The organism is Vagococcus carniphilus, assembly GCF_014397115.1.
Lineage (GTDB): Bacteria > Bacillota > Bacilli > Lactobacillales > Vagococcaceae > Vagococcus > Vagococcus carniphilus.
In genome coordinates, this window is sequence record NZ_CP060720.1 from 110832 (window position 1) to 130542 (window position 19711).

Sequence of the window (19711 nt, forward strand, 5' to 3'; positions counted from 1 at the left end):
ATACTTAACTACCCCTGGCACGTTCATAATTATTTTGATTTCACATAAGTTTTACCAATTGCTTTTGGTCCTTGTGATTTACCAATAAATATTACTAGTACAAGTACTGTTAATACGTATGGTGCTGCTTGTAAGTAAACAGCTGGTAATTCTTTAATACCAGGAATTAAGTTACCAATTACAGCTAAACTTTGAGATAATCCAAAGAAGATTGCTGCAAACATAACACTGATTGGATTCCATTTACCAAAGATCATCGCTGCCATCGAAATGAACCCTTGTCCTGCAATTGTCGAAATTGAGAACTGACCTGAGATAGATTGAACCGCAACAGCTCCCCCCATACCACCTAAGAAACCTGAGATTAAAACACCAGCATATTTCATGCCGTAAACATTAATCCCTAAAGTATCTGCAGCTTGTGGGTTTTCACCTACTGAACGTAGTCTTAAACCAAATTTTGTTTTAAAGATAATAAAGTAAGCAAGTAATGCAACTAAAATAGCTACATACGCTGGAGCTGAAGTATCTTTAAAGAAGATTGGTCCAAGAACTGGAATATCTTTTAAAATTGGGAAACTAAATTTACCAAATGTTTGTTTAATCATGTCTGTTTGTCCATGACCATCAAACATCATTTTAGTTAAGAACACTGTAAGTCCTGGTGCCATTAAGTTAATAACAGTACCACTGACAATATGATCTGCACGTAAATTAATTGTTGCTACTGCATGGATTAAAGCGAATAAAACACCAACAAATCCACCAAATAACATTGAAATCCAAGGTGTCGCAGAACCAAAAGTTCCTGCTGTTGAAAGGTTGAATACTGTTGCACTAAATGCACCAACTGTCATAATACCTTCCAAACCAACGTTTACAACACCACTTCGTTCTGAGAAAGTCCCTCCTAAAGCTGTAAAGATTAAAGGAGCTGAGTAAACAAGTGCCGAAGATACAATAATTGCTAACATTGATACCATAACTTAAGCATCTCCTTTCTTAATCTCTTGCTTTTTAGGGCCTATTTTATCAAGTACATAACGAATAGCATAACTAATACCAACGAAGAAGATAATTGAAGCAATAACAATTTCAACGATTTCGTTTGGCACGCCTGCGCTACCTGGCATACTCAATCCTCCGATTTTTAGGACACCAAATAGTAAAGCTGAAACTAAAATACCAATTGGGCTACCGCTACCAAGTAGTGATACCGCCATACCATCAAATCCAATAGTAGGAACTGAACCTAATACATAAAGGTTTTGGAATGTTCCAAGTCCTTCAACAACGCCACCCATACCTGCTAAACCACCAGAGATTAACATGGCTAAAACAATGTTTTTCTTAGCGTTCATACCAGCATATTCTGACGCATCAGGATTTAAACCTACTGATCTTAATTCAAAACCTACTGTTGTACGATTCATTAATACCCATACAACAAAAATCATCACTAGGGCTAAGAAAATCCCCATATTCAGACGAGAACCGCCTGTCATTTGTGTTAAGAAATCTGCTCTTAAACTTGCATTTTGACTAATTTGTTGAGTTGCATCTGCATCTTCTGTGAAGACATTACGAACTAAATGATTACTAATATGTAAAATAGTGTAATTTAACATAATAGTTACGATAACTTCACTTGTTCCAAATTGTGCTTTTAAGAAACCTGCAATACCAGCCCAAATAGCTCCGGCAACTGTTCCTGCGATAATACATAAAGGAACTAAAATTGCTTTAGGTAAATCTGGGAATAACATTGCTAACCAAATTGAAACGATCCATCCAGATAAAGCTTGACCAGACAAACCAATGTTGAAGAATCCAGCTGTATTAGCTACAGCAAAACCTAAACCAGTTAAGATTAAAGGTGTCGCTAAACGAATAACTTCACCAATGTTATATGTACTACCTAAAGCACCATTTAACATTGCGCTATAACCTTCACCTGGGTTATATCCGAATACTAACATAATAATTGCACCTAATAATAATCCGAATACAACGGAAAGAACAGGCACCGCTAAATTTTTAATTGTTGATTGTTTACTACTCACTAGCTCCAGCCCCTTTCCTTACTTCTTCAAGTGGTACACCGGCCATTAAAAGTCCTAATTCTTGTTCATTTGTTTCAGATGCTTTAACGATACCAGTGATATTACCATCAAACATTACGGCAATACGGTCTGACACGTTTAAGATTTCATCTAATTCAAAGCTGACTACCAATACACCTTTACCATTATCACGTTGTTCAATCAAACGTTTATGGATGTACTCAATTGCCCCAACGTCTAGACCACGTGTTGGTTGAGCAACCATTAACATATCAGGGTCACGATTGATTTCTCTAGCAATAATTGCTTTTTGTTGGTTACCACCAGATAGTGCTGATGCTGGAACCAATTCATTTGGTGTTCTAACATCAAACTCTTCGATTAATTTTCTTGCATGGGAATTAATTTCTTTATAATTTAATAACCCGTTTTTACTTAGTGGTTCTTTATAATATGTTTGTAGTGCGATATTTTCTGATAATGTCATCGGTAATACTAATCCAAAGCGATGACGGTCTTCAGGCACGTGTCCCATGCTATTTTCAGTAATTTCACGTGGACGATGGTTAGTCATATCTTTACCATTAATTTCAATCGTTCCACTTTCTACTTTACGCATTCCTGCGATAGCTTGAAGTAACTCACTTTGACCATTACCATCAATACCTGCAATACCAACTACCTCACCAGCATTTACTTCAAGATTTAATCCTTTAACCGCATCTAATCCACGGTTTTCTTTAACAACTAAATCATTAATTTTTAAAACTGGTTTAGTTGGATTTGATGGGCCTTTCGGTGTCTTAAATGACACCGAACGACCTACCATCAAGTCCGCTAATTCTTGTTGAGAAACATCTGCAACATTAACTGTATCAATACTTTGACCACGTCTGATAACAGTACAACGGTCAGCTACAGCTTTAATTTCATCTAATTTATGTGTGATTAAAACGATTGATTTACCTTCGTTTACTAACCCATGCATAATTTCGATTAACTCGTCAATTTCTTGAGGAGTTAGTACGGCAGTAGGCTCATCAAAGATAAGAATTTCTGCCCCACGATAAAGAGTTTTCAAGATTTCAACACGTTGTTGCATCCCAACTGAAATGTTACTTACTAATTCATTAGGATCAATCTTAAATCCATATCTATCCGAAACAGCCATGATGTCTTCAAAAGCTTTTTTCTTATCAATTACACCAGATTTTGTCGGCTCGCTACCTAAAACAATATTTTCTTCAACTGTGAAATTATCTATCAACATAAAATGTTGATGCACCATCCCAATACCAAGTTTATTGGCAACTGTTGGGTTAGCGATTTTTTCTTCTTTTCCGTTGATATGAATAGAGCCTGATGTTGGTTCCAATAAACCAGATAGGATATTCATCAACGTCGATTTACCCGCACCATTTTCACCTAATAATGCGTGAATCTCACCTTTTTTTACTTGTAGATTGATATTATCGTTGGCTTTAAAGGTTCCAAAAGCTTTTGTAATATTTTTCATCTCAATCACGTTTTGTGATTCATTCACTTTATTCACTTCCTAACTATTTCGGATAAATACTTTGAACTAAGTAACTAACATCTTTTTTTTATGATTCTTAAGGTTTTTCTGGAACTTCTACTTTTCCATCAATAACTTGTTGTTTAGCATCGTCTACAGCTTTTTGTACATCGTCAGTTAATTGACCTTTAGTTAAGTCAACACCTTCTTCTTTTAATCCGTAAACTAATGTTTCTTTACCAGGGAATTTATCTTCGTTTGCTTGGTTAGAGATATCTTTAACTACTGTACCTACACCTTTAAGAGTTGAAGTTAATGTTACGTTTCCGCCATCATATTTACCTTCATCTTCTTGGTCACGGTCAACACCGATTACCCAAACTTTGTCTTTAGGATTGCTCTTCATAATGTCACGAGCTTCAGAGAATACACCATTACCAGTATCACCAGAAGCGTGGAAGATTACGTCTACACCACTCTTGTACATTGCAGCAGCGATTGATTTACCTTTAGCAGCATCACCAAATGATCCAGCATATTGTGAGTCAATTTTGATGTCTTTATCTACTGATTCAACACCAGCTTTAAATCCAGCTTCGAAACGTCCGATTACTTCACCTTCTTGTCCACCAACAAATCCAACTTTTTTAGTTTGAGTTGTTTTAGCAGCAGCAATACCAGCTAAGTAAGCAGCTTCGTTATCTTTAAAGACAACAGATGCAACGTTTTCTTTACCTTCTACTACAGAGTCAATGATAACGAAGTTGTTATCTTTTTTGCTATCAGCAATTTCTTCAATAGCTGGTTGTAATTTAAATCCAATACCAAAGATAGTTTTGAATCCATCATTGATTGCTTGGTTTAAGTTAGGTAAGAAGTCTGAGTCAGAGTTTGATTGGTAATAGTTAAAACCATCTTTACCTTTTTCTTTCTTGTTATCTTTACCCCATTCTTGTAAACCTTCCCAAGCTGATTGGTTAAATGATTTATCATCTACCCCACCAACGTCAGTAACTAATGCTACTGAATGGTTAGCATCGCCTTTTCCGCCGTCTTTTTTAGCGTCATCTTTCTTAGCATTTCCGCCACATGCTGTTAGCGTTAATGTTAATGCTACTGCTAAACCTGTTTTTAATAATGTGCTTTTTTTCATTGTGTTATTCCCTCCAGAATTTTATATAAAATTTTTAAACACCAAGTTTTTTGTATTACATTTGATCACTTTCAAATGAATACGGCAAAAGACCAGAAACTGTTGTTTCTTTTACATCGCCTTTTGTGTTAACTAATGTCACCGGCATGTTCGGGTCACAAAACTCAACCATTACCTGACGACATGCGCCACATGGAGAAATTGGATCTTCTGTCTCTCCTGCAACGACTAAATGACTAAATGATACGTTACCTTCAGAGACTGCTTTAAAAAAAGCTGTTCTCTCAGCACAGTTTGTTAAACCAAACGATGCATTTTCAATGTTACATCCTTGAAAAATTTCACCTGTTTCAGTAATTAAAGCTGCTCCTACTGGAAATTTTGAATAAGGCACATAAGCTTTATCCATTGCTTTAATTGCTGTATCAATCCATTCTTGTTTTGCTGACATAAAGATGCTTCCCTTCTTTTCATTTGGTTTTCTAAACCGCTTACTATCAATTGGTAAAACAGTTTAACTATACCGCTTCTCCACTAATGGAAGCTTGCTCACAAAACATTGAGATTGAACAAATGATAAAGTTAGAACTGGTTACTCTCTAGCTTCACAATTCATCCAAGATGATTTAGAAAACAATTCTAACGAATTTTAGCCTCCTTTCACTTTTTAAAGCCCTCTCAATTTTACCATTTTTTAAAACAATATTCAGTAAAATTCAAGACAAAAATATTTTTAATCTTTTTTCATGAAAGCCCTCTAATTATTAACATTAAAAAACTTGCATTATTAAAAGGTTTCTCTTTATCTTTAGACTAAAAACTGTGAAAAAGACTTTCATCTAAATTGTTAATCTTGAAAACAAATTAAATATTTTCAAGATTAACTATCATTTGTTTTTTTGATTTGTGAACGATTTGTAAGTTAAATCAATTATTATTCGGTAATAACTTTATGAATTAGAGTAGGTTCTACGCCTTCTTTTCCGATTTCGATGTTGTCATATAAAACTTGTTTAACATCTTCAACATCTTCACGATTTGCATAGATTGTTACAAGAGATTCGCCTTCTTTTACAGCGTCTCCTACTTTTTTATTCAAGTATAAACCAACAGCATAATCGATTGGCTCTTCTTTTGTTCTACGACCTGCACCTAGTAACATAGCAGCAATACCAATTTGATCTGCTACCATCTTAGAAACAACACCCGTTTCTTTTGAAGGTACTTCAAAGACATATTTAGCTTGTGGTAATTTTTCAGGGTGATCAACAACTGAATCGTCTCCACCTTGGTTTCTAATCATTTCTTTGAATTTGTCTGTCGCTTTACCGTTTTTAACATTTTCTTCAAGCATTGCTCTTGCTTCTTCTAATGTGTCAGCTTTCTTAGCTAAAACAACCATTTGACTACCTAATGTATAAACCATTTCCATTAAGTCTTCAGGTCCGTCACCTTTAAGAGCGTCAATTGCTTCTTTAATTTCGTTAGCATTTCCAATGGCATTTCCTAAAGGTTGAGACATATCAGAAATGATAGCCATCGTTTGACGATTTGCTAATTTACCAATACGAACCATTGTATGAGCTAAACGTTCAGCATCTTCAATATTCTTCATAAATGCACCGTCACCAGTTGTAACGTCTAATACGATAGCGTCTGCACCTGAAGCAATTTTTTTACTCATAATAGAACTTGCGATTAATGGGATTGAATCGACTGTTGCTGTTACATCTCGCAATGCATATATTTTTTTATCTGCAGGAGCTAAATCTCCTGATTGACCTGTCACTGCCACATAGCTTTCATTAACTAAGCGAATAAAATCATCATTTGGTATTTCAACTTGGAATCCTGGGATTGCTTCTAATTTATCAATTGTTCCACCTGTATGGCCTAATCCACGACCACTCATTTTAGCAACTGCCGCACCAACTGATGCAACTAATGGAGCTAAAACTAAAGTTGTTGTATCACCCACACCACCGGTTGAATGCTTATCAACTTTAACACCTTTAATGTCTGATAAATCAATCACATCTCCTGATTGACTCATTTCCATTGTTAGGCAAGTGATTTCTTCATCTGTCATGTCTTCAAAATAAACTGACATTAAGAAGGCACTCATTTGGTAGTCAGTAATCTCACCTGACGTATACCCAGCAATAATGTGTTTGATTTCTGCCTCAGATAGTGTGCCACCATCTCTTTTTTTCTTGATTAAATCTACCATTCTCATGAATACAAACCTCAATTCTTTTTTAGTAAACCGTTTTACAAGTTTTTAAAATAAAAAAAGTAAACCGTTTTACCTTTTCGTAGTTATGAAACTAATAGCGCTTACAAATAGAATTTATCATGTTTATTTCTTTTTGTCAACAGTTGTTGTGCTTCCTCTTACAATAAATTCTGTTTCAAAGGTTCTATTTGGAATTTTTTGTTCTGGTGAATTAATCGATTGAAACAAGTAAGTTGCTGCTGTATAGCCAATTTCAAAGGCTGGTTGTGCAACGGTTGTTAAAGGTGGATTCAAATAAGAAGAAATTTCTAAATCATCAAATCCGATGACAGATAAATCTTCTGGAATTTTTAATCCTAATTCATAAGCAGCTCGGTAAGTCCCGATTGCCATTTGATCATTCCCACAACAAAGAGCAGTGATATCAGTTCTTTCTAATAAACGTTTGGCAGCCTCATAGCCACCTTCAATCGTTACAGGACCATCTTCAATGTATTCACCATGATAAATTAATTTGTTGTCTTTTAAACATTGAACATAAGCACGATATCTATCAGTCATTTCATAATAGCCTGATTCATTTGTTAACATGCCAATTTTTTTATGCCCTGCATCAATTAAATACTGAACAGACTCATAACTTCCTTCATACTCTTTCACTAGCAAGTTACCTTCTACTCTTGTGTTAATCCCTCTATCAATTAAGATATATGGGCTTGATTTCAAGCTAGTTTCTAACTCCATCGCATTTGGACTCGCTAAAATAACGCCTGCCACAGAACGATTTAAGAGTTGTTTAATATAATTTTTTTCCATCTCATTTGAATGGTTAGAATTACATAATAAAATCATGTAATCTTTTTTAGTTAAATACGCTTCTACTCCCTCAATTACCTTAGAGAAAAATAAATCTGTTACGTCAGGCACAATCATTCCTACTGTTTTAGACTCTCTATTAATCATATTCTTAGCAAAGTAGTCTGGATTGTAATCGTTCTCTTCAACCGCTTTCATTACTCTGCGTTTTGTTTCCTCGCTAAAACGCTGGCCTTTATTATTCAATATTTGAGAAACCGTGGTCGTTGAAACACCTGAGATTTCTGCAATGTCTTTAATGGTTATCTTCACGATCAATTCTTCCCTTCTATTTCCAAGGTCATCATATCAAAGTTTAAACATAAAAGGTAGCGTTTTTTTATTAAAATAAAAGTAGCTAATTCACACATTCCCCTTATAATAAAACTTAGATTTGATTTTTTATCTGTAATAAAACACAACAACTATCAAGAAAAATAAACTATTTTTTTATAAAATTTAAACATAGAAAGGAGATCTTCATGGATACAAAAATAATGCAATCAATGATTGATTGGGTGGAAGAACATTTGATAGAAGGCTTCTCTATTCAAGATTTAGGTATATTTATGGGATATTCCCCTTATTACTGTTCTTTTAAATTCCATCAAAACACCGGTATTACTTTAAAAAGATACCGATTACTTCGCTCCATGTATTTAGCTAGTCAGGAATTAAAAGATTATCCATCTTTACCTATTATTGATATCGCTCTTAAATATGGTTATTCTTCTCAGGAAGCTTTTACAAGAACTTTTAAAAAACTTTATGGTATGACACCCTATGACTACCGTAAATCAAAATCTTTAACTCAACATTATCAAACAATCAAAATACTAAAAGAAATGGGTGATTATATGATTGATGGCTCAAAAAAAATAGAGATTTCTCAAAAACAAGAAAAACTAAGAAATCAGTATACTGATTCGATTTTAAATATTTTAAATGGTGAAGCAATGTATCGGGATTTTAAATCCAACCAATTAATGTTAGACAGCAGCTATGTTCCTTTTAACGAAGCGATGTGTATCAATGATAGTACCTATCCAATTTTCTCAGAAGAGTTCTTAGCCATAAGAGCAAAAGGACACCAAGTTAGTCAAACTTCTTATATTGAAAAAGTGTGGCAGCCGTTTGAAAAACTTAAAATAAATGACTATCAATGTCTTATTCTATGGTTTGGAGACGACATGTTCTGTCAAATGAATTTACTAACTCTCTTAGCTTATTTAGAACAGATTGATTTTAAAGGAGATATCTACTATCATGCCGTTCATGAGAAAACTTACGATATCGACGAGTATAAAATGACTTTAGGCTCATTTACTTCTCTCTATCAGGATGTTATTTTAAACAAACAATACAACCAAAATTCACCCTTACCTGTCTTACATCAAGGAATTCAGCTTTACTTAAATTGGCATCAACCAATTAACCCAATCAGACAATTTATTCAGATGAATCTAACTCTAACAGAGGAGGATTTATTAGAAAAACTGATGCAACTATTTCCTGATTACGGTTTAGGTGATAGCCAATATGAACAACTCATAAAAGAATATAAATAGAAAAGACTGTGACAAAAAAAGTCACAGCCTTTGTTATTTTTAGCCACCCATTAAAAAGTCTAATACATTCCAGCCATCTGATGTTTCTGAGCGATACAATTCTGTAAAGCCACATTTTGTACAGCTAACTGTAATAAATTTTTTATTTTGGACATCAAAAATTTTAGCGAAGTTTCCACCTGTTGCTTGGAACTGATCTGATTGATAACTATCATTACCACACTTTTCACAACAATACTGTTTCTTTTCCATTTTTTTCTCCCTCATTTCTTATGAGAAAATAGTACCATGGAGTAACTTGAAACACTATCCGTCTGAAGTCTCGTTTTTATTTCTTACTTTTGGCCGTGAACACGTAGTTGACCATAAGTCCCAAATTTTTCAATCACTTCTTCTAACTGTTCATCATTTAATAAAACTGGGGTACCAATAGATTTTGCTCGGTAATATAATTTTGCGATAAACTCAATATCCTTAGCTACTGAAAATGCTGAAGCTAGGTCTTCGCCAATAGCTAACGTTCCGTGATTACCTAACAAAATGCCTTTATCATCTTTCATCTCTTCAAAGGCTACTTCTGCTAATTTTGCAGTACCAAAAGTTTCATATCGACAACATCTTACCCTATTACCAATTGATCCAATAATATAATGTAGTGGTAAAATATCCTCTTGAAGACAAGCAAAGACAGTCGCAAATTCAGAATGTGTATGAACAACTGAATTGACATGTTCTGTTTTTTGATAAAAAACTCGGTGCATATCATATTCACTTGACGGTTTTCTCTTTCCTTCAAGAACAACTCCTTCAAGTGTCATTAGTACAATATCTTCTTCTGTTGTTTCGTTATAAGGAATCCCACTTGGGGTAATTAGCATGACATTATCTTCTCGAATAAAAATACTCAGATTACCACCTGTTCCTGTGGTTAATTTTTCATCTAACATTTTTTTACCATATGCCACTAATTGTTTTCTTTCCTCTAAATACTTCATGACAAACCATCCTTTTTATTATCATTTCCATAACAAACACTTCTTAGTGAATATAGTTTTTATGTTATTTATTTTAATAAAAACGTGTTTGCTCTAATTCAAAATACTCTTCTAAATCATAAGGTGAGTAAATACCTTTATCTGTTACAATCCCACTAATTCTTGAAGGGGCTGTAATATCAAATGATGGATAAATTCCTTCTACACTTGGTAGTGTGTTAGGAATACCGCGATATTCTAATACTTGTTTTGGATCACGCTCTTCAATCACAATATCTTCTCGCCCCATCTTATCACTATCTGGAATACCTGTTACAAAATAAGGTACTTCATAATGTTGCGCGACAATTGCAATTTGATTAGTCCCAATTTTATTAGCAATATGTCCATCTCTTGCAATTGAGTCTGCAGCTGAAGTAAAGACATCAATTCCTTTTGTTTCCATAACATAAGCTACCATATTATCAGTAATAACCGTTGTTTTAAAGCCTAAATCTGCTGCACAACTTGATGTTAAACGAGCACCTTGTAAATAAGGTCTCGTTTCCGCACAATAAACTTCTAATTCATAATTTTCTTCTTTAGCGGCTCTTAAAAGAGTACCCACAATCGTTTCACCAAAACATTGTGTTAATATTTTCCCCTTTTTAGGAATTTTTTTCAGTAACGTTCTGCCTACTTTATCCATAATCGTATAACGGCGATTCAAAGAATCAATTGTCGTTTCAACAATTTTTTCTATCGCTGATTCTCCATTTTCAATAGCTACTTTTCCGACTTCATAACAATTATTCGTAATTTGAGTCATTCGATTAGCTGTTGTTGGACGAGCATAACCTATTGTATGAGCTGCTTTTTTTAGAAAGTCAATTTGAGCAGCCGAATCTAAGTCTTTTGCTTCAAAAGCCGCTAATGCCATTCCCATGCCAGCTGCTGTATATGGTCCTGCACTTTGAGTGACCATATCTGTAATAGCTTGAGCTACCTCTTGATGAGTAGTACATTCCACAAATTCAATTGATGTTGGATAAATTCGTCTATCTAAAATTCTTACTTTTCCTTCTTCATACCATGCAACATTTTCATATTGTAAAAGAAAAGGCATATTATAATCGGCTCTTTGCATTATTTTTCTTCCCCTTCATTATTATGCTTTTGCTAATTTAAAAGCACGAACTAACTCTTCTCCTGAACGAAACTCATTTCGATGAAGAATTAAATCAATTCCTAATTTTAGTAAACATCTTTCCATCGCTACACGTTCTTGACCTAATGGCGCGTTTGATACTTCTTTAACTTTAGAATCCCCAATAACGCGTCGAATAATTTCTGTCCCCGCATATCCCAATGTATCTGCCATAATGTCTTTGATAAATTTAGTTTTAAAAGCGTCTGTCTGATAGATAGATAATGTCACTTTTTCTTCATAAGCTTTTACCATTTTTTCGTTAACTTGATTATAAATAGCTTCAATTGTTGCCATCAACCACTCACTAAATGTTGCATCTTGATCGAAAAACTCATTTTTAGCTAATGGGAAAAACAGATTACCAATAACATTCCCAATATCGTAGCCCATTGGCCCATAAAAGGCGAACTCTGGATCAATCACTTTCATACCATCTTGATTAACAAAAATAGAACCAGAATGTAAGTCCCCATGAACAAGTGCTTGGGCATTATTCATGTAATTATTTCTTAGAGTTGCAACTTCTGCTAATAAAGCTTCATTATGATAGATAAATGTTTCGACAAACGATTGATTTTCTTCAATAATAATATTTTGTTTTTTATAGTCATTATAAGGTTCCGTAAAAACTAAATCTTCACTAATATCACACATATCAATATTAACAAAGTTTTTCACTTGTGTTTTTTTATCTTTTCTATCCCAAACTAGATCTGTTGTTGATAAAAGTGTTTCGACTAAAAATGTACTAATTTCATCCGCTAATTTAGGAAATGTTCTTTTCTCTTCTAATTCATAACGAAGATTTTTATAAATTGAAATATCTTCCATTGTTAAAGCTGCCATTTTTTCATCGTAATGATAAATTTCTGGAATAAATTCTGGTACTAAATCGTATTGAATTTTTAAAATATCTGCTTCAATTTTATTTCTATTAATATCTAACGGTCTACCTGAAGATCTTAAAAGGACGTCTGCTTGTTTAACAACAACACTTTTTTTAGTGGCAATTTCTTCAACAATAAAAACATAGTTAATATTGCCATCTCCTACTTCTTTAATTTCTAATTCAGCATCTGCTGAAAATAAATTCAATTTTTGAGTAACATACTCTTTAACTTCTTCGTGAGACATTAAAAAATGCGTATTAAATTTTTCCATGTTAAGCTTCTCCTTCTGCTACAACAGCTTGACTTGCAATACTTTTTTTATGGTCTGATAATTTCCCTTTCGGAAAACCAATCGCAATTGAAATTAAACTGATAACAATCATTAAAATAGAATACCAATTATACGGCATTACACTAACAGGTGATACACCTGCCATTCCACCAATAACTAGAAGTTGACCTGCATAAGGTAGTAATCCATTGAAGGCTGAAGAGAAAATATCTAGTAAACTAGCTGTTCTAGCTGGTGAAATATCAAATTCTTCTGAAATATCTTTAGCTAAAGGACCTGCAGCAATAATTGAAATCGTATTATTTGTTGTTGCAATATCCATCAAACTAACAAGCGCTGCAATTGATAACTCTCCACCACGAGCACTCTTTGTATTCTTAGTTAATAATTCTAGTAACCAATCAATACCTCCTAAATAATTCATTAAAGCAACTAAACCACCTACTAAGATAGCGATAATCGCCATATCTTCCATGCCCTTCATACCGTCATGGGCAATTTTCATAAATTCAATGATATTGAAATCTCCATGAATTAAACCAATTACCATACCAGACAAGACACCTGCTACCATTACAAGTAATACTTGAACACCAACTAATGAAAGAATAATAACTAAAAGATAAGGAATGATATTAACTAGGTTATATTCATGTGTTGCTGTTGAAAGAGCAGTCGCGTCAATTGGTTGTAAGGCTAGTAAAATCAAATTAATAACAACTGCTGGTAAAACCATTAATATATTAGCTCTAAATTTGTCTTTCATTGAAACCCCTTGGCTTCTTGTTGCAGCAATCGTTGTATCTGAGATAAAAGATAAATTATCTCCAAACATTGCTCCCCCAACAACAATACCACAAACTAAAGCGACATTGCTGCCTGTTTTTTCAGCAATATCAATCGCAATAGGAGCAAGTGCTGCTACTGTTCCCATAGAAGTTCCCATCGCAAAACTTAAAATACAACCAATAATGAATAAACCAGGTAAAATTAAGTTTGACGGTAAAACACTTAGTCCCAAGTTAGTAATAGAATCTACGGCTTTCATTCCATTAGCTACTCCGTAAAAAGCGCCGGCTAAAATAAAAATAACCACCATCAACATTAAACCAGAATCGCCTCCACCTTTACAAAACATCATGACACGCTCTTCAAAAGTAGAAGGTTTATCTTTGTTATTCATTAATAAAGCAATTGCCGATGCAATTAAGATACCTACCATTAATGGCATATTCTCAAAACTTCCTGAAATTAAACCTGTTGCCATGTACAAAATTAAAAAGATAATAAGTGGGACCATCCCCATAAAGTGCCCTTTTTTCTTCTTTTCCATTTTTTTACTTTTCCCCATTTCTGTAAATTTAAAATTTTTACAACAAAAGCTTAATAGAATACGATTTTTTTAACTCATCCCCCTTAAGAAATAAATGTATTCGCTTCCAACTAATTGGATTATAACTAAATAAAAAAAGAAAAACAAGACCTTTCGAAGAATTTCAAAAGAAATTAAAATATTATTCTTTGTTTTTCTTCGATAATTTCTGTTATATTTCTTTTTAATCTTTACTTTTTTTTTATTTTTGTTAAGATAAGAGTATCGAAAACCCTTAAAGTAAGGAAAGATATAAACATGATAAAATACGATAGATTAAACGCAATTCTAACTTTATTAGAAAAAAATGGTAGTGTGAAAGTAACTGATTTAAGTCTAATGCTAGGCGTTACAGAAGAAACAATCAGAAAAGATTTAGATACTTTAGAAAACGAAAAAAAACTAAAACGTGTTCGTGGTGGAGCTTTTATGCCTAACATCAAGGATAAAGAAGTGCCTGTTCCTCTAAGAGAATCCATGTATATGGAAGAAAAAGAAGTGATGGCTAAACTAGCAATTGATTTAATTGAAGATAGCGATTCTATTGCTTTAGATAGCTCTACAACTTGTCTTGCTATTGCTAATCAACTATTAGATACACAGTTAAAAATAACTGTCATTACTAATTCTCTTGATATTTTCAATTGTTTAAAAGGAAACCCTCGTATCGATTTAATCGGGATTGGGGGAAATTTCAGACGTGTTTCTCATTCTTTTGTTGGAGCAAACGCTCAATCTGATATTGCTAGGTATTTAATTGATAAATCCTTTATCAGTAGTTCTGGTCTTTCTCTTGGGATTGGTCCAACTGATAATAGTGAAGTAGAATCTCTTGTTAGAAAACAATTTATGATTCAATCTAAACAAACTATTCTAGTAGTGGATCATACTAAATTTGATTTTAGAACAATTCATTTGATTTCTGACTTTTCGAAGATTCAAACTGTTATCACTGATCAACAACCGATTAATGACGAATGGCTTTCTTTCTTTGAAGAAGCAAACATTCGATTAATATATTAATAACTTATCCTTTATTAAATGTATTTCTTCCAACTAACTAACATTTATAAGGGAGATTGATTCATATGTTAAATTTTAATTATCACAACCCAGCAAATATTTATTTTGGAAAAGGCGAAGAGAAAAAAGTTGGGGAATTAATCAGCACGTACACTCAAACAAACAATGTTTTAGTGTTATATAGTGGCGATTATATTTTCGATTTAGGCATTTACCAAACCATTGAAGAAGAATGTCAAAAATTTGATATCCAGTTATTTAAAAATGGGGATGTTGTACCTAACCCTGAATTGAGTCTTATTCAGCGATTAGAAAAAGAAGTAACAGAAAATAAGATTGATTTTATTTTAGCTGTTGGAGGCGGTAGTGTCATTGATACGGCTAAGGCTTTGGCTTTTGGTGCTTTATATGAGGGTGATACTTGGGATTTCTTTTTAGGAAAAGAAGAAGTAACACAAGCACTACCAATTGGCGTGATCGCAACAGTTGCCTCTTCTGGTTCTGAAATGTCTAATGCAACTATTGTCTCCAAAGAAAAACACAAATTAGGTGTTGAAACTAATTTGATTATTCCTAAGTTTTCTATTTTAAATCCTGAATACACATTGAAATTACCTAAATACCACACAGGTGTAGGTGTTTCAGATATCCTAACTCATCTTTTAGAACGCTATTTTACAAGTGTTACTAATGTTAATTTAACGGATTTTCTCTTAGAAGGAGCTGCAAAATCGTTACTTATCAATGGTAATCACTTAATCAATGACTTAGAAAATTATGAGCTACGAGCTGAAATTATGTGGACTGCTTCTATGGCCCACAACAACAGTCTAGAATTAGGACGTGAACCAGATTGGGCTTCTCATAGAATCGAGCATGAAGTAAGTGGACAGTACGGCATTGTTCATGGGGAAGGAATGGCTGTTATTTTCCCAGCATGGATGACTTATGTTAGTCAATTCCATCCAGATATTTTTGTTCAATACGGTGTTCGTGTGTTTGGCATCGATCCTTTTGCCTATACACAAGATGAGATTATTTCTCTGAGTATTGAAAAAACAAAAGAATTTTTCAACCAAATGGGAATGAGAAGTTCTTTAAGTGAATTTGATATTGATAACACTCATTTTATAGAGATGGCTAAACGAGCAACAAAAGATGACACACAAACTGTGGGTCACTTAAAGCCTCTTAACTCTGAAGACATTATTAATATTTTAGAATTAGCCCTATAAAAAAAGCTGGTCATATAAGCGTAAATGCTTATATGACCAGTTCTTTTATTTCAAAATTAAACTCATTATCAAACCAATAACTTGAGCGCCATTAAAAATAATTAAATTTTTAATGGAAATACCAAATGTTGTTGCTTTTTCTTGTTTCTGACTAAAAATTTGAACATTTTTATGAATAATTGGAAAACTTAAGCAAACAATTAACATTGCCCAGTGGTAAATGCCTAAAATAACCCCACCTATAATAAAGAAATAACAACTATACATTAGAAACTGAAATAGCTTCACTCCATTTTCTCTTCCTATATAATAAGGTAGAGTATAACGATGATTTGAAATATCCTGCTCTAAATCGCATAAATTATTAGCTAGCATAATGTTGGCAATTGTGAAAATCATCGGAACAGATGCCCAGACAATCGATAATAATTCTTTGATTTGTCCATATAACAGAAACTTACCTTCTATGAAAGTTAAGTTTAAAACACCTAAGTCTGAAATGTTTAAATAAATCGTTATAAAGAATATACCAAATCCCATTGTCACGCCACTAAAAATTTCACCTAATGGCATTCGTGATAAAGGAACTGGTCCAAACGTATAAAAAATACCAATTAAAAAACATAGTCCACCCATAGCTAGTAACAATAAGCTCGTCTGATACGTTAAATAAATTCCGATTAAACTTGAAAAAGTAATCATTGAGTAAATCAAAAAACTAACTTTTTTTTCACTTAATTTTGCTGTTCCTACTATATTAGTGTTTTCTTGATAATGGTCATTTTTAGCCTTTTTAAAATCCATTAAGTTATTAATTGCTGTTGTTGCCATATCAAAGACCAACATAGCTAAGAAAAATAGGAACATGTTTTGAGCATTGATTTGATCAAAGTAAAATGCTGAAAATAACAGCCCTACTAAAAAAGGAAAAAGACTAGCTAATTTTGTTCTAATTTCCACCAACTCTAAAAAAACTTTCATGGTCATTCTATCCTTCTCCTCCTATTTTAGCTCTTTAATATCTTTTACTTTATAAGGAGAGTCTTCATTTAATTTAAAATTATCTTTAATACCACTACTTAAATAGATATCATCATCTTTAGTAATAAAAATAGCTTCGATATCACCTCGGGCTTCAACATATTTCATTCCATCTTTTACACCCATTGAAAAGACTCCCGTTGAAAGACCGTCACCAGCAACAGACGTTTCCGAAATAATCGTTACACCTGCTAGTTCATTTTCAAAAGGATACCCTGTTTTAGAATCAAATAAGTGATGATATAGTTTACCATCTACTTCTAAATTACGTTCATAAATACCTGACGTTACGAGTGACATGTCTTTTTTCTTCACAGATCCTGCAATAGTATTTCTTGCTTCATTAGGATCTTGAATACCGATTTTCCACTCGCCATCTTTACTTCTAGGACTATCTCCTAAAACATAAATATTCCCGCCTAAATCAACAATTCCTGAGGTGACACCATTCTCTTCTAAAACTTTTACTGCTTCATCTGTGATAAATCCTTTAGCGATGGCACCTAGATCTAATTGCATACCTTTTTCTTCTAGGAAAACAGTACTCTCTTTTTTATCTAGTTTTACTTTTTCATAATCAACAAATTTTAATTGTTCATCAATCTCTTTTTGCTCTGGTTTTCTCGCGTCATCAAAGCCGATATGCCATAATTCTGTGATTGGTCCAATCGTTAAATCAAAACCACCTTTAGAATCTTTACTATAATAAAGAGAATCTTCTGTCAGACGATAAACATCATCAGACACTTTTACCGGTTTAATACCTGCCTGATCATTAATTTCATCAACCTCTGATCCTTTTTGATTAACCGTTATCTTCTTATCTAATTCTTTAATTCTATCAAAAGTTTTTTCTAAAACATCTTCTTTACCTTCATCGAAAATCTGAACTCTTACATAAGTTCCCATTAAAAACTCTTCTTTTTTATATGGTTCTTTTAAGAGTGTCGATTGACTTGCTTTTTTCTCTACATTTTTTGAATCTTTTTCGCCAGTACTACATGAAGCTAACATTAACACAGCCATGGGTGTTAACAAAAATGCTAGCCAACGTTTATTACGTGATGTCATCCTATTTCCCCCAATTTTATTTTCTAACCCATTTAACTATAATTTTCACTTTTTTTCAAATAAAAAAGAGTTGTGACAAAAGTTAAAATGCTTTTGCCACAACTCTATAAATTTAGAGATTATTTTTCAAATACAATGTTGTCTACTTCAATTTTAGCAGTGTCGCCTTTTTCAGCAGCATTGATTAATTGTTCAGCATACATTTGGAATGAATGAGTTGAGTGAGTTGCTCCTGTTACTACATCCATTTCAGATGGTTTTTGTTTTTCAACTAAACCTTTGTTTAATTCTGGGATGAAAGCTTCTGGATTTGTTTTAGCTTGTTCTTTCATCATATCGTTGTATTTTGCATCTTCTGTTTTTGATTTTCCATCTTTGTTGATGTTATCATATTTAGATTCTGCAATTTTGCCGTCTTTTACAACCATTGTAAATACTGTACGGTAGCCATTAGATTCATTTTTTTCTTCTAATGTGTAGTCACCATCTTTTAATTTAGCACCATTATCGATTTCGATTTTATCAGTTTTTCCAGCTTGAGCAGCTTGGATTAATTGTTGTGCATAGTTTTTAAATGATTCAGCAGAGTGAGTTGCTCCTGTTACTACATCAACAGCATCAGCAGATTGTGCAGCTACTAAAGCTTCATTTAACTCAGGAATAAATTTCTCTGGGCTTGTTTTTGCTTTTTCTTCCATAGCTTTGTTGTAATCTTTATCTTCTGTTTTTGATTTACCATCTTTGTTGATGTTATCATATTTAGATTCAGTAATTTTACCGTCTTTTACAACCATTGTAAATGTTGCACGGTAATCGTTATTTTCATTTTTTTCTTCTAATGTATATTCGCCGTCTTTAAGTTCGCCACCAGCGATTTGTTTCTTAGGTGCTTCTTCTTTTTTCTCATCTGTTTTAGCAACTGATGAAGATGCTGCTGTTGATTCTTTTGTATCTTTATCTTTACTTCCGCCACAAGCTGCTAACAATAGAGTTGACATAGCTAAAACAGTTACGCCAGTAATTAATTTTTTCATTTTCATAATTATAAAACCATCCTTTAATTTTTTTAATCATGTGAACTAATTTACAGATTTATTCTAACTTATTCTTGATTAAAAAGCAATTCTTTTTGCTCTTTTTATTCAACTTTTCACAAATTAGCATTAGGATAAGATTCTCCTCATTTTTTATAAGAAATAATTAAATTTAATT

The 19711-nt window shown here is 33.1% G+C and carries 18 protein-coding genes; 3 read left to right on the forward strand and 15 right to left on the reverse strand.

All coding sequences use genetic code 11. The features are described from left to right. Positions 1 to 29: 29 nt before the first annotated feature. The 7 genes from H9L18_RS00540 to H9L18_RS00570 all read right to left on the reverse strand — a co-directional run bounded on the left by H9L18_RS00540 (position 30) and on the right by H9L18_RS00570 (position 8096). Complete coding sequence (locus tag H9L18_RS00540; RefSeq protein WP_126795896.1) at positions 30 to 983, reverse strand: ABC transporter permease; 954 nt, start codon at positions 981 to 983, stop codon at positions 30 to 32. Between the two features lie 3 nt (positions 984 to 986). After that, the gene (locus tag H9L18_RS00545; RefSeq protein ID WP_281391395.1) at positions 987 to 2063 is read right to left on the reverse strand and encodes an ABC transporter permease; all 1077 of its coding nucleotides are present in this window, start codon (positions 2061 to 2063) and stop codon (positions 987 to 989) included. Then, a complete protein-coding gene (locus tag H9L18_RS00550) occupies positions 2056 to 3579 on the reverse strand; it encodes an ABC transporter ATP-binding protein (protein ID WP_126795903.1) in 1524 nt (507 codons plus the stop codon). Before H9L18_RS00550 ends, H9L18_RS00545 begins: the two co-directional genes overlap by 8 nt. 97 nt (positions 3580 to 3676) lie before the next feature. Next, positions 3677 to 4732, reverse strand: a complete 1056-nt coding sequence (locus H9L18_RS00555; RefSeq protein WP_126795894.1) for a BMP family lipoprotein — start codon at positions 4730 to 4732, stop codon at positions 3677 to 3679. A gap of 55 nt (positions 4733 to 4787) precedes the next feature. Beyond that, positions 4788 to 5183 (reverse strand): cytidine deaminase, encoded by a 396-nt coding sequence (locus tag H9L18_RS00560; protein WP_126795892.1) that lies wholly within the window; start codon positions 5181 to 5183, stop codon positions 4788 to 4790. 483 nt (positions 5184 to 5666) lie between these two features. Then, positions 5667 to 6968: a pyrimidine-nucleoside phosphorylase gene (locus H9L18_RS00565; protein WP_126795890.1), complete on the reverse strand. Its 1302-nt coding sequence runs from the start codon at positions 6966 to 6968 to the stop codon at positions 5667 to 5669. Positions 6969 to 7091: 123 nt separating this feature from the next. After that, positions 7092 to 8096, reverse strand: coding sequence for a LacI family DNA-binding transcriptional regulator (locus tag H9L18_RS00570; RefSeq protein WP_126795888.1), 1005 nt, complete (start codon positions 8094 to 8096; stop codon positions 7092 to 7094). Between the two features lie 209 nt (positions 8097 to 8305). Here H9L18_RS00570 and H9L18_RS00575 point away from each other — a divergent pair, with 209 nt between their 5' ends. Further along, positions 8306 to 9391: a helix-turn-helix transcriptional regulator gene (locus H9L18_RS00575; RefSeq protein WP_126795886.1), complete on the forward strand. Its 1086-nt coding sequence runs from the start codon at positions 8306 to 8308 to the stop codon at positions 9389 to 9391. Between the two features lie 39 nt (positions 9392 to 9430). Here H9L18_RS00575 and H9L18_RS00580 read toward each other — a convergent pair whose 3' ends face one another. From H9L18_RS00580 to H9L18_RS00600, 5 genes are all read right to left on the reverse strand, one after another. Further along, the gene (locus H9L18_RS00580; protein ID WP_126795884.1) at positions 9431 to 9643 is read right to left on the reverse strand and encodes a zinc ribbon domain-containing protein; all 213 of its coding nucleotides are present in this window, start codon (positions 9641 to 9643) and stop codon (positions 9431 to 9433) included. A gap of 83 nt (positions 9644 to 9726) precedes the next feature. Continuing rightward, a complete protein-coding gene (locus H9L18_RS00585) occupies positions 9727 to 10386 on the reverse strand; it encodes an L-fuculose-phosphate aldolase (RefSeq protein ID WP_126795882.1) in 660 nt (219 codons plus the stop codon). Between the two features lie 73 nt (positions 10387 to 10459). Beyond that, positions 10460 to 11512: a s-methyl-5-thioribose-1-phosphate isomerase gene (locus H9L18_RS00590; RefSeq protein ID WP_126795880.1), complete on the reverse strand. Its 1053-nt coding sequence runs from the start codon at positions 11510 to 11512 to the stop codon at positions 10460 to 10462. Positions 11513 to 11533: 21 nt separating this feature from the next. Beyond that, positions 11534 to 12736, reverse strand: a complete 1203-nt coding sequence (gene mtnK, locus H9L18_RS00595; protein WP_126795878.1) for an S-methyl-5-thioribose kinase — start codon at positions 12734 to 12736, stop codon at positions 11534 to 11536. 1 nt (position 12737) lies between these two features. Continuing rightward, the gene (locus H9L18_RS00600; RefSeq protein ID WP_126795876.1) at positions 12738 to 14090 is read right to left on the reverse strand and encodes a Na+/H+ antiporter NhaC family protein; all 1353 of its coding nucleotides are present in this window, start codon (positions 14088 to 14090) and stop codon (positions 12738 to 12740) included. 297 nt (positions 14091 to 14387) lie between these two features. On the opposite strand from H9L18_RS00600, the gene H9L18_RS00605 reads away from it, so the two are divergent. Beyond that, complete coding sequence (locus tag H9L18_RS00605; RefSeq protein ID WP_126795874.1) at positions 14388 to 15152, forward strand: DeoR/GlpR family DNA-binding transcription regulator; 765 nt, start codon at positions 14388 to 14390, stop codon at positions 15150 to 15152. 65 nt (positions 15153 to 15217) lie between these two features. Further along, complete coding sequence (locus H9L18_RS00610) at positions 15218 to 16387, forward strand: iron-containing alcohol dehydrogenase (protein ID WP_126795872.1); 1170 nt, start codon at positions 15218 to 15220, stop codon at positions 16385 to 16387. A 45-nt stretch (positions 16388 to 16432) separates the two neighbouring features. On the opposite strand, the gene menA is transcribed toward H9L18_RS00610, so the two are convergent. The 3 genes from menA to pplA all read right to left on the reverse strand — a co-directional run bounded on the left by menA (position 16433) and on the right by pplA (position 19539). After that, positions 16433 to 17374, reverse strand: coding sequence for a 1,4-dihydroxy-2-naphthoate polyprenyltransferase (gene menA, locus H9L18_RS00615; protein ID WP_126795870.1), 942 nt, complete (start codon positions 17372 to 17374; stop codon positions 16433 to 16435). A 15-nt stretch (positions 17375 to 17389) separates the two neighbouring features. After that, positions 17390 to 18499: an FAD:protein FMN transferase gene (locus H9L18_RS00620; protein ID WP_376765024.1), complete on the reverse strand. Its 1110-nt coding sequence runs from the start codon at positions 18497 to 18499 to the stop codon at positions 17390 to 17392. A 119-nt stretch (positions 18500 to 18618) separates the two neighbouring features. After that, entirely contained in the window at positions 18619 to 19539 is a 921-nt protein-coding gene (gene pplA, locus H9L18_RS00625) for an extracellular electron transfer flavoprotein PplA (RefSeq protein ID WP_126795868.1), read from the reverse strand. Positions 19540 to 19711: the final 172 nt, after the last annotated feature.